Raw genomic sequence first — 12,197 nt, 5'->3', positions numbered from 1 at the left:
GAAGTTTTATCTTATAAATGGGTAGGATGAAAAGGTAGAGGAAAGAAGGGAAGCGATGTGAGAAGGTGTAAATGGAGCCTAGTAAAGTTGTTAATAGGTATTATGCTAGGTATATATTTAGTAGGGTGTGGAAGGTATGTGAAGCAAGATACAGAGGTAGTAAATACTAGGCTAGAGCAAGGAAGTAGTAAAGAAGAACAAGTAGATGAAACAAAAGTAGAGATAGAAAACACAGTGGGTCAGTCTATTCAGGATATAGAGAAAGATAAGGAAATTGTAATAACTGAGGAACAAGTTTCTATTATTATGGTAGGAGATGTGCTTCTTCACACGCCTGTCACAGAAAGTGGAAAAGGGGAAAATGATGTTTATAATTACGCTCATCTCTTTAAAGAGGTAAAGGAAGATATACAAGAAGCAGATTTAGCTATTGTGAATCAAGAGGTTATATTAGGTGGCAAGGAGTTAGGACTTTCGGGTTACCCTACTTTCAATGGTCCTTACGAAGTGGGGGATGCATTAGTAGAAGCAGGTTTTAACGTAGTTTTACATGCTACTAATCATACTTTAGATAAAGGGAAAAAGGGTATTTTAAATACTTTAAATTTTTGGGAGACCCACTACCCTCAGGTAGGCGTTTTAGGCATTCAAGATACTCAAAAAGAGCAGGAGGATGCTATTTATGTGTATGAGAAAGAAGGCATCAAGATTGCTATACTAAATTATACCTATGGGACGAATGGGATTCCCTTACCTGATGGACAGCCTTATTGGGTAAACTTACTAGGTGAGGACAGACTAAAAAAAGATATAAATAAGGCGAAGGCACTTGCTGATTTTGTCATTGTATGTCCTCATTGGGGAACAGAATATACGCATGTAGCAACAAAGGAGCAACGGTACTGGGCAGAATTTATGGCTCATGAGGGAGTAGATCTTATTTTAGGTACGCATCCTCATGTTATTGAGCCGATAGAATGGATAGAAGGTAAAAATGGGCATAAAACGTTAGTATATTATTCCCTAGGTAATTTTGTGAATTCAACCAGTGAATCTGGAAAAGGGGTAGCAGCGCGTATGCTAGGTGCTATGGCAAAAATTACATTAGAAAGGGATGAGAAAGGACAAGTAGGCATTAAGGAATATGGCGCACAAGCACTTGTTACTCATTTACAAAAAGGAAGAGGTAATATAACGACTTATAGATTACAAGATTACACAGAGGCATTAGCACAAATAAATGAGATCAGAAAGCAGGATGAAGCATTTAGCCTATCCTATTGTAAAGAAATTTGGCAACAAGTTTTTAAAGAAATACTAGAGAAAACTGATTTTTAAGGATAAACAAGGGCTTATTATAGATGGAATCAGCAGATAGTCTTCCTTTGCTATTACAGGATTATACATAAATATGTTGCATAACTGAGAGATATTATTTATAATTTAATAGATTATGACAAATGTATTTTGATGTAATATAGTGTACAATTAAAAGATGTTGTAAAAGTAGAGGAGGATAGAAATGAAAGAAGAACAAGGACCGCTCAATCAGAGTCAGAAAAAAACACTCCTTAAATTCTTTGGCATTTCAGCCGGAATAACATTACTTGTTGCTTTCATTATAGTAGTAATAGGCGTATGGAGCTATAATACATATATTTATGATGGAAGTTCTAAAAAAACAGAGGAGTCTGGTGATTTAGAACAAATGACAGATAAGGAAAAAGAAAAGCATGAATTAGCTACAATTAACAGAACCATTGCTGTTTTTGGTGTGGATGATGATGAGGTACGTACTGACGTTATTATAGTGGTTAATTTTAATAGTAAGACAAATAAGATAAAGGTTGTTTCTGTACCTCGTGATACAAAGGTAGTCTGGTCAGAAGAGCAACGTGCAGCACTTAAAGAAGATAAAGGGTATACTCAGTATGTTTCAAAAATCAATGAGATGACTGCTTATGGAGGAATGAAGAATATCCGTAAGTATACGATGAATGAATTAGAAAACATCTTAGGTATCACAATTGATAATTATGCCGTTGTCAATTTAGAAGCTTTTAGAAAGATTGTAGATACGATAGGTGGTGTAGAAGTAGATGTGCCAAGCCGAATGCAGTATAGTGACCCTTATCAAAATCTCTATATTGATTTGCAACCAGGTGTGCAGTTGTTAAGAGGAGATAAGGCAGAACAGTTAGTGCGTTTTCGTTCGTATCCAAGGGGAGATGAGGATCGTATTGTGGTGCAACAGCTTTTTTTACAAAGCTTTGCAGAGAAGATTATGAGTCCACAAACCCTTACCAAGTTACCTCAATTTATAAATATCCTTATTAAAGATCTTACAACCGATGTAAGCTTACCACAAATTATGGATTATTACCCTTACCTTCAAAATTTCAATATTGATAACCTTGCTTTTGCCACTCTACCTGGTGAGGGAAGAATGGAAAATGGTGTTTCGTATTTCTTTATTGACACAGTGAAGCTTCCGGAGTTTATCGAAAATATTTTTTATGACCGAGAAGTAGGTAAAACCAATGATATGGCAGAGGATAGTCAGTTGCAAACAAGTGCTCCGTCAGAGGGAACTAATTTAGAAAGTCAGGAACCTATAATAGATAAAAGTGTAAGCATTGAACTTTTAAATGCAGCAGGCGTGCAAGGGCTTGCAGGACGTATCAAAGATAGTTTGGAAGGACAAGGCTATCAGGTGAAGCGTATTGGAAATTATAAAGACGGAGAGAAACCCACAACAATTATTTATGCAAAAGATGCCACGAAGGGTGAGCAGTTTAAAACTTACTTTAAAGGGGCTATTGTAGTAGCAAGTCAGAGTATTACTACAGATATACAGATTGTCCTAGGACAAGACTACAAGGTAAATGAATAAAAGATGAGAAGGCAGGGCTCTAGATAGGGAGTTCTGCCTTTTAATAAAATAAAGTAGTAGGTGTAATTATTTTGAATAGTTTGAGTATAATTAGGTGAGCCTATAATAAAAGAAAAAGACTCTTATAGGAGGGGATGCCATGCACTGGAAGGAAAAAATAGTTTATCAAATTTGGCCTAGATCTTTTGCAGACAGCAATGGAGATGGTATAGGTGATTTAAGGGGGATTATAAGTAAGCTAGATTATTTGAAGGAGTTAGGTATTGACCTTATTTGGCTCTCACCGGTTTATCTTTCACCTAATAAGGACTATGGCTATGACATTAGTGATTACTATCAAATCAATCCTGAGTATGGGAGCATGCAAGATTTTGATGAGTTTTTAAAAGAGGTAGCAGCAAGAGGAATGGAAGTTGTTATGGACTTAGTTGCTAATCATACCTCTGATCAGCATATTTGGTTCAAGAAAGCTCTCCAAGAAGAAAATTCACCTTATAGAGATTTTTATATCTTTAAAAAGGGGAAGGGAGATAGACCTCCTAATAATTGGATGAGCTTTTTTGGTGGTAGTGCATGGACATATGAAGCTAAGAGCAAGAGTTATTATATGACACAATTTACACCCAACCAGTGTGATTTGAATTGGGAAAATCCTGCCATGCGGCAAGAAATTTATAAGATAATGACTTTTTGGCTAGAGAAAGGTGTGGCTGGTTTTCGAATGGATGTTATTAATGCCATTAGCAAGGCGGAAGGATTTCCAGATGTGGGTAGCAATCCCAAAATCTTATCATTTCCTGGGGAATTAACCTTAAATCGTCCAAAGACTCATACGTATATTAAAGAAATGTATAAGGAAGTATTAGAGCCGTATAGCTGCATAGCCATAGGGGAAGGGCCTCTTGCCAAGCAAGAAGATGTGGTGCTTTATACAAGAGAAGACAGGAAAGAGCTTCAGATGATGTTTCATTTTGATTTGCATCATTTAGGTTATGGCGTATTGGGAAAGTATGATTTTAGAAAGCTTTATCATTGGTCTATAAAAGATTTTAAAAGGGTTTTATTTAGTTGGCAAATCACCATGGAAAGAGAAGGTGGTTGGACGGGGAACTATTTATCGAATCATGATCAAAATAGACAAGTATCACGCTTTGGAGACGATAAGAGATATTGGCTTCAAAGTGCGAAGGCACTTGCTCTTTTAAATCTTACTTTGAGAGGGACCCCCTTTCTTTATCAAGGAGAAGAAATTGGCATGACAGACTGTATCTTAGAAGAAGGTGAGTGGCAGGACTATGAAGCACTCAATGCTTATAAGGTATTGCAAGAGATGATGCATTTACCTAAATGGTTAGCAAGACGTATTGTCAAAAAGGTGACAAGAGATAATAGCCGAACAACTATGCAATGGGATGCTTCCGAGAATGGAGGCTTTTCAAAAGGAATACCTTGGACGAAGACCAATCCTAATTATAAGACGATTAATGTAGCAAACCAAGAAAAAAAACCTCACTCCATCTTAAGCTTTTATAGGGAGCTTATTAGCTTTAGAAAACAACATCCTGATTTAACATGGGGAAGCTTTGAGCCACTTTTAGAGGAGCACCCCCAGCTTATTGTTTATAAAAGAAAGGGAGTAAAGGAGAAGTATCTTGTAATTATTAACCTATCTTCGAAAAAGATAAAATATCCTCAAGAACTAGAAAAAGAATTACACAAGCAGTTTTTATTAGGTAATTATGAAATAACAGAACCAGTGAGTAGGTGTAAACCTTATGAAGCAAGACTCTATAAAATTTAGAAAAGTGTAGCTTATAAATAGACAGCTAAGGGGAAGTAGTTTAAAATAGGAGCAGGAGGATGGCAAAATGAAAAAGAAAAAACGAGTAATAGGTGTGTTATTAACAGCACTTATACTTTTAAAAGCACCAGGAACGATCAAAAGTCTGCCTATTTATGCAGCAAGTATACAAAATGGCGTGAAGGCTTTACCTACCCCAGCAAAGATTTTTATTAATGAGAAGTCTATTGGTTTTGAAGCCTATTCCATTAATGATAATAACTATATTAAATTAAGAGATTTAGCACAAGCTGTAAAAGGAAGCCAAGCACAATTTGATATCGAATGGGATAGTGAAGCAAGAGCTATTAATTTAGTACAAGGAAAGGAGTATATAACAGTAGGGGGCGAGTTAAAGGTAGGAGATGGTCTAGCTAAAACAGCTACTTTATCTCAGGCACCTCTTTATAAGGATAGAAAAAAGATAGAGTTAACCGCTTATACTATTGATGATACCAGTTATTTTAGATTGAGAGATTTGGCAGAGGAATTAGATTTTTATTTGGGGTGGGATGCACTTACACAAGGCATCACTATTGATACCAGTTTAAAAAACAATGGAGAATCTAAAAATTCAGTAGGTACCCAGCAAGATTCAAAGTCACTTATCTTAGATGAAATGAACTTAGCACTTCCTCATAAAATGCCTAAAAAAGAACCCAAGACTCAGGAGGACTATGAAGAAATCATCCTTTATATGGTAGCTAACAATCAAGATAGCTACGAGATTAAGTACGATTCTGATATGAGACAGTCTTTTCAAGATAGGATTCTCTCTGAAGTTATTTTAAAGGCACATCAAAAGGTTTTTTATAATTATCCTGAGTATTTATGTTATAAGAATATGATAGAGGTGTCTTTAAAAGGTACTTATGGCAGTGGAAAGCTTACTTTGAAGCTTATGAATAATAATATAGAGGCTGATAAGGTAAATAAAATGCGTGATACCTTCTTTGAAGAAGTCAAGGTTCTTGCCCAAAACTTGATTGACGAAGGCGTTCTTACTAAAGAGATGACAGAGACCCAAAAGGCTAAAGTTTTGTATGAATGGGTTATCCTTCACTTAGCATATGATACAGACTATAGTGAGGAAGGTTATACAGGGTATGGAGCACTTTTAAATGGTAAAGCAGTATGTCAGGGTTATACTGGACTCTATAATGCCCTTTGCAAGCTAGTGGGGATTCAGATTACAGGGATAGGTGGTACTGCAGGAGAAAATAATGAAAGTCATATGTGGAGTAAGGCTATTTTAGATGGGAAAGAAGTATTTATAGATACAACCTTTGGCGACCCTGTACCAGATCGACAAGGGGTATGTGATTTTAAATATTTTGCAGTAGACAAAGCTTTTTTAAGTAAAACACATACATGGGAATAGGTAAAGATTTAAAGAAAAGTGAAATCATTAAAAAGTGACGATTACACCCAAGCAAGGTGAAATCGTCACTTTTTTTAAAGAAGTCCCCCATCTAGGGTGAGCACTTGCCCTGTCATATAACTCGATTGATCACTGGCAAGGTAAAGGCAGGTTTGAGCTACATCTTCTGGTGTACCCATTCGGCAAAGTGGTACGTCTTCTAGAAAGGCAGACCGTTCTTCTTGGGTAAAGGAACGATTCATTTCTGTATCAATCCAACCACAGGCAATGGCATTGACACGAATATTAGAAGGACCTAACTCCTTTGCAAGACTTTTAGTAAAACCATGAAGAGCACTTTTACTAGTGGAATAGGCAACTTCACAAGAAGCACCTGATTTCCCCCAAATAGAAGACATATTAATAATGCAACCCGATTGACGACTAATCATATGAGGGACAGCAAGAAAGCTGCAATGATAGGCTGAATGAATATTGGTAGTTAACAATTTACTCCACAAGTCAGGTGGAGTATCTGTGAATAAACCCACATGACTCATACCTGCATTGTTGATAACTACTGTAGGGTACATTAAAAACTCAGCGTAAATATGAGAAAACAAGTTTTTTGCTACTTCAAAATCAGATAAATCTCCAAAAAAGGAAGTAACAGTAAAGCCTTTACTAATAAAAGACTCATAGGTATGCCTAAGAGCTAGTTGGTCATGGGCACCATTTAAAATAACACGAGCTCCTTTTTCAGCAAAAGCATAAGCAACTGCCTTTCCAATGCCACGAGATGAACCGGTTACTAAGACAACTTCCTTTGAAAAATTCATTACTTCAATCCCTCCCTTAAAAAGGCGATTTCTTCTTTATATAAGTTAGTCTTTGCATCTAACCAAGGTGTCTCTAAAATAATAGGTTTCCCTTCAAGGGCAGGGTGATGTGCAATCGCATAAAGAGCCTCTTTACCAATTTGGTCAGCACCTCTAGGATTTGTTTCGTCAGCTCCCAAATTGGCATGACGATCTTTTTTGGCACCACAGACATTAAGGGAACCATTTAAATGAACGACTTTTAATTTATCTAAACCAATGAGTGCATCAAAGTATTCTAATAGTTTATCAAAGTCATTAATGATATTATAGCCACTATCATGAAGGTGGCAAGTATCAAAGCAGATTCCTAACTTGTCCTTATATTCTACTCGGTCTAAAATATCTCTTAACTCTTCAAAGCTTCTACCGATTTCGCTTCCTTTGCCTGCCATTGTTTCAAGGCAGAGGATTGGCTTTTGAGTAGGGGTGAGGACTTCATTAAGAGCTGCAGCAATGCGTTCTATGCCGTAAGCATAGGTTTGAGTTGTAAAAGAGCCGGGGTGAAGAACGAGATAGTTAGAGCCTATAGCTTCAGTTCTTTCAAGTTCAAGAGCAAGAAACTCCTTAGCTAGAGCATAGGTCTCTTCTTTAGGAGAAGCCAAATTAATAATATAAGGGGCATGTACCACGATATCTGAAAGATCATGGGCTGCCATAAAGGCTTGTCCTTCTTTTATTTTAAGCTTTTCGAGAGGGGAACGCTTTGTGTTTTGTGGAGCACCTGTATAAATCATAAAGGTATTGGCTCCATAAGAATAAGCTTCTTTGGCAGCACCTAAAAGTCCGCCACTAATTGAAACATGACTACCGATTTTAAACATATTTGTCTCCTTTTTAACCTTATGTTTCTAAAATACAACAAAAATTACAAACAGACAACAAATAGTTTGTAGTAATTTCTTTTTTTATGGAAGTATGCTATGATAGGGGATGGATTAAAATGTAAATTCTTACCCTTTTAAAATGTATCATATTAATTCCTATTATGGACAAAAATAAGAAGAAAAATAATAAAGAGCTTTAGAAAACATAGGAATATACGACAACAATGCATGTGAAGAAATTTTAATAGCTGTAAGACAACTTGGAGGAATAAGATGAAGAAGAAGAAGTCAAGTAAAAACCAACTCTGGCGTTTGTTTATAAAATCTGCCTGCATTACATTAATCATTGGACTCGTTATTATAGCAGCAGGAGTATGGGCTTATAAACACTTTTTTTATACTGGAGATAATAATAAAGAAGGCGGACTAGGTTTTAATAATCCTTTTACACAAGAGAAAAATATTAATAAAACTCTTGCCGTTTTCGGTGTAGATATAGAAGGATATCGTACAGATGTTATTTTCTTAGTGAACTTCAATAGTGAAACAGGTAAAGTAAAGGTTATTTCTGTACCACGTGACACGTATGTAGCTTGGACTCCTGAGCAGCAACAAATGCTCAAGGAGGAAAAAGGTTATACAATTTCTGTTTCTAAAATTAATGAGATGAGTGCTTATAGTGGAATGGACCATTTAAGAGATTTTACCATTGCACAAATAGAAGATCTATTAGATATAACGATCGATAACTATGTCGTTGTGACACTAGACGCTTTTCGCAAGATTGTTGATGAAATAGGAGGGGTAGAGGTCGATGTACCTATGGCGATGCACTATGAAGACCCTTACCAAGACTTGTATATTCACCTTGAGCAAGGACTTCAAACACTAGATGGGGAACATGCCGAGATGCTAGTACGCTTTAGAAAAGGGTATGCAGAAGGAGATGTAGGACGTATCAAAACTCAACAGCTCTTTTTAGAAGCTTTTGCAAAAAAGATACTTGATCCAAGTATTATTACCAAGGTGCCGCAACTAGTACCTGTACTTATCTCTTCCGTTAAAACAGACGTTTTACCTGGTGAAATAAGTACCTACTATAAATACATGAAAGATTTTGACACAACCAACTTAACCTTTGATATTATCCCAGGTGAAGGCAAATATATCGGTAATAAGTCCTATTATGTAATAGACGAAGTAGCTCTGCCAGAGTTTATTGACCGCGTAATTCATGATAAGGTACCAGAGCCAGAACCTGAACCTATTGTAGATAAAAATGTAACTATTGAAATCTTAAATGGAGGAGGGATTAAAGGAGCAGCAGGAACTGCCAAACAAAAGCTTGAAAGTGAAGGTTACCAAGTAAGCAGTATTGGGAACTATACGGAGGAAACCTTGCAAACAACAACTATTTATACCAAAGATAAGGCAAGGGGCTTACAATTTAAGACTTATTATCCCAATGCAATCGTTATTCAAAAAGATGATCAAGCAGTAGATGTTCAAATAATATTAGGAAGTAATCAATAAGCAAAAACAGCTAGGGGGGCCATGAAATGAGATGCAAAAAATTAGTCACCTATCTTCTTGTGGGAATGATAGGTGTAGGGCAAATAACGCCATTACAAGCAAGTATACTTTATAAAAAAACAGAAACACAGACCGTTACAAAAGGAGCAACGCTTACCAAAGAAGCTGTACTTACCGAAGCAGGTTGGCTTGACCTTTATCTTTTAAAAGCCAATTTATTTGATGAAAATATTGCACTTAGACCGATTGAATCACCAGTATTAGGTGAGAGGCAAACTGTCTTGCAAATGGTACAAAATAGTGGAGCAGTGGCAGGTGTAAATGCAGATTTCTTTGGACTTGTCGGTAATACACCTAGTTTTGGACCAGTTGTTGAGGAGGGAGAAATAAAGCATGCTTACCATAATGGGCTTGTAACAGATGTAGGACCAGGGGTAAACATGGGAACCTTTTTAATTGATAATAAGGAGAACATCCTTCTTAATTATTTCAGTATGGGGATAACTCTTTATGCAGATGGCCAATGGCTTAGCTCTATAAGAGCTTATAACAAAGTAGGGTCCACTCTTTCAGCACCTGTTATTATCGATAACACCTATCTTAAAAACACCTTAAGTATTGTTACCAAGTTCGTAGGAGCTTGCACTATAGTGGTAGAAAACGATAGGGTAGTTAGACAAGTAGGGATGGGTGAAGCGGTAGATATTCCTCAAGATGGCTATGTTATTTTGATGGATAGTAGCTATTATAATAAGCTTAAAGGTTCTATGGCTGTAGGGAGTATAGTAGAAGTTAAAAAAGACTTTTACCTTAATAATGAGATAGCCACCTCGGTAAGTGATGTAAAAATGGCAGTTGGAGGAGGTGGCCTCATTATGAAAGGGGGAGAGGCCTACAAAGGTAGTACCAATGTAGTATCCCCTAATGCTAAAAATCCACGTACTATTGTAGCTACAACTAAGAAGGCTGGAGAAGTACTTTTGATAGGAATAGATGGTAGAGGAGCTTCCATAGGAGTGACGCATAATGAACTTATTAACCTTCTTAAAGGCTATGGTGTACAAGATGCTATGTATTTAGATGGAGGCGGCTCAACAACTGTTGTTGCACGTAGTGAAGGAGAAACGACAGCTACTGTTCAAAACAAACCATCAGAAGGTGCTCTTAGAAAAGTAGTGAATGGGGTAGGGATTTTTACAACTCAACCTCTAGGAAGCCTAAATGAATTATACATAGAGTTAGAACGTACATGTACCTTTGTTGAAGAACCTATTAGCTTTAAAGTAAGAGGTACGGATAGTAATAAAAACCCTGTAAGCTTAGATACCAATCAAGTTGTATACAGTGTAACCGGCATAGAAGGTGTATTTGAAAACAATACTTTTACACCTCTTACAGCGGGGAAAGGATTAATTATAGCAGATTATCAAGGGATCCAGGTGGCTACAGAAGTCCAGGTGCATGAGGCACCAGTAGGGTTAGTAGTGGAGCCAAGTAAACTCCAAATTGATGAAAATAGCTCTAAGAGTGTGAAGGTATATGGCGTGGATGTAGAGGGCTATAAAATACCTATTTCTGCAAGTAAGCTCCATTGGGAAACCAATAATGGGGCTGTACAGGGAGTGGGTAATACCATTAGTGTAACGAACAAAGCTATCGCATTATTAAGAGCCGAGTATGGTAATGTATCTAGTGAAGTAGAGGTAATTGGCGGCGCCAGTGTTATTTTAGGTGATTCCTTTGAAGAAAGCGGCGCTAAATGGGGCGGAGATACCAGTACAGTAACAGGGAAGGTAGAGCACTCTAAAGAAGTTAAATATCACGGCACACAAAGTATCAAAATGACATATAACCTAGCTAAAACCAATAATAGGCAAACGGCCTTTATGAGCTTAATGAAGCCTATAACTGTTCCAACAGATGCAGCAACCATTAACCTATGGCTCTATGCCTCTAATCAAAAGGATGCTGTAAAACTTCAAGTGGAAGACAGTAAAGGGAGAAAGTACTACCTGAAAGTATCCGATAGCTTAACACATAATGGTTGGAAATACTTCTCGGTACCTTTACCACAAGGCATGCAATTACCTGCTAAAATCACCCGTGTCTATACAGTAGCACCTAAAGTAGCGGAAAAACGTACAAGTGCTATTTATGTGGATCATGTTTCCTTCACAAGAGGTAGTCGTAAAACTCAAGGGATTACCCTTTATGACCATTATAAATTTGACCCACTCTATCGCAGTGACTTAAGTGGTATAGAGGCTGGGCAGCAAACGCTTAATATAATTGGACCAACGGCTATTAATACACTTACCTTAGAAGAATCAACAAAGAAAACGATTGGTAAGGAGCTTTCAAAAGAGACTAACTTAGTAGTGCAAGCCTCTAATAAAAATAGTGAGCTACCTATTACAGCTTCTTTATATAGCTATAGGAATAAACTAGAGACACTGGATATGAATGCTACCAAAATTATGATGGTTGGTTCTGACTCTGGAAGTATTCGCCTAACTGATAGCTCAGCATGGGCAAAAATGACAAAACAAATTAATGAAACAAGTGCAAAAAATATTATCCTTATTACACGTGTAAATCCTTTAACTCAGTTTAATGACACAAGAGAGGGAATGGCTCTTCATGATGTTTTAAAAAGCAAAAGCGAAAAGGATGGTACCAATATCTTTGTTATTTTCACAGGTGGCAATGAAAGTGAAGTACGTATGGAAGATGGCATTCGCTATATCCGCTTAAATGGATTTGAATCTACAACCGATAATATTAATGACGCTATGTATCTACGTTTTAAAATAATAGGGGAAGATATTTATTATACCTTTAATAAGCTTATTAAATAATGAAAATA

At 36.8% G+C, this 12,197-nt stretch carries 8 protein-coding genes; 6 read left to right on the top strand and 2 right to left on the bottom strand.

The genetic code is table 11. The features are described from left to right. The first annotated feature begins 57 nt into the window (after positions 1 to 57). From CS063_RS06280 to CS063_RS06265, 4 genes are all read left to right on the top strand, one after another. Complete coding sequence (locus tag CS063_RS06280; RefSeq protein ID WP_308415442.1) at positions 58 to 1,338, top strand: CapA family protein; 1,281 nt, start codon at positions 58 to 60, stop codon at positions 1,336 to 1,338. A 184-nt stretch (positions 1,339 to 1,522) separates the two neighbouring features. Further along, positions 1,523 to 2,893, top strand: a complete 1,371-nt coding sequence (locus tag CS063_RS06275; protein WP_099448841.1) for an LCP family protein — start codon at positions 1,523 to 1,525, stop codon at positions 2,891 to 2,893. 139 nt (positions 2,894 to 3,032) lie between these two features. Continuing rightward, positions 3,033 to 4,694 (top strand): glycoside hydrolase family 13 protein, encoded by a 1,662-nt coding sequence (locus CS063_RS06270; RefSeq protein ID WP_099448840.1) that lies wholly within the window; start codon positions 3,033 to 3,035, stop codon positions 4,692 to 4,694. 67 nt (positions 4,695 to 4,761) lie between these two features. Then, positions 4,762 to 6,114, top strand: coding sequence for a transglutaminase domain-containing protein (locus CS063_RS06265; protein ID WP_099448839.1), 1,353 nt, complete (start codon positions 4,762 to 4,764; stop codon positions 6,112 to 6,114). Between the two features lie 74 nt (positions 6,115 to 6,188). Here the strand turns inward: CS063_RS06265 and ymfI are convergent, their stop codons facing one another. Continuing rightward, positions 6,189 to 6,932, bottom strand: coding sequence for an elongation factor P 5-aminopentanone reductase (gene ymfI, locus CS063_RS06260; RefSeq protein WP_099448838.1), 744 nt, complete (start codon positions 6,930 to 6,932; stop codon positions 6,189 to 6,191). Continuing rightward, positions 6,932 to 7,795: a deoxyribonuclease IV gene (locus CS063_RS06255; protein WP_099448837.1), complete on the bottom strand. Its 864-nt coding sequence runs from the start codon at positions 7,793 to 7,795 to the stop codon at positions 6,932 to 6,934. Before CS063_RS06255 ends, ymfI begins: the two co-directional genes overlap by 1 nt. Before the next feature lie 276 nt (positions 7,796 to 8,071). Between CS063_RS06255 and CS063_RS06250 the strand changes: the two genes are divergently transcribed. Next, on the top strand, positions 8,072 to 9,331 hold the full coding sequence (locus CS063_RS06250) for an LCP family protein (protein WP_099448836.1): 1,260 nt from the start codon (positions 8,072 to 8,074) through the stop codon (positions 9,329 to 9,331). Positions 9,332 to 9,357: 26 nt separating this feature from the next. Continuing rightward, positions 9,358 to 12,189, top strand: a complete 2,832-nt coding sequence (locus tag CS063_RS06245) for a phosphodiester glycosidase family protein (RefSeq protein WP_099448835.1) — start codon at positions 9,358 to 9,360, stop codon at positions 12,187 to 12,189. The last annotated feature ends 8 nt before the right edge of the window (positions 12,190 to 12,197 follow it).

Source organism: Sporanaerobium hydrogeniformans, assembly GCF_002735925.1.
Taxonomy (GTDB): Bacteria; Bacillota; Clostridia; order Lachnospirales; family Cellulosilyticaceae; genus Sporanaerobium; species Sporanaerobium hydrogeniformans.
Note: the sequence above shows the minus strand (reverse complement) of the source record. Positions and strands in the feature narration are given on the sequence as shown.

Coding starts and splice junctions, on each gene's coding strand:
- CS063_RS06275 (WP_099448841.1), top strand. CDS start 1,523: ATGAAAGAAGAACAAGGACCGCTCAATCAGAGTCAGAAAAAAACACTC.
- CS063_RS06270 (WP_099448840.1), top strand. CDS start 3,033: ATGCACTGGAAGGAAAAAATAGTTTATCAAATTTGGCCTAGATCTTTT.
- CS063_RS06265 (WP_099448839.1), top strand. CDS start 4,762: ATGAAAAAGAAAAAACGAGTAATAGGTGTGTTATTAACAGCACTTATA.
- ymfI (WP_099448838.1), bottom strand. CDS start 6,932: ATGAATTTTTCAAAGGAAGTTGTCTTAGTAACCGGTTCATCTCGTGGC.
- CS063_RS06255 (WP_099448837.1), bottom strand. CDS start 7,795: ATGTTTAAAATCGGTAGTCATGTTTCAATTAGTGGCGGACTTTTAGGT.
- CS063_RS06250 (WP_099448836.1), top strand. CDS start 8,072: ATGAAGAAGAAGAAGTCAAGTAAAAACCAACTCTGGCGTTTGTTTATA.
- CS063_RS06245 (WP_099448835.1), top strand. CDS start 9,358: ATGAGATGCAAAAAATTAGTCACCTATCTTCTTGTGGGAATGATAGGT.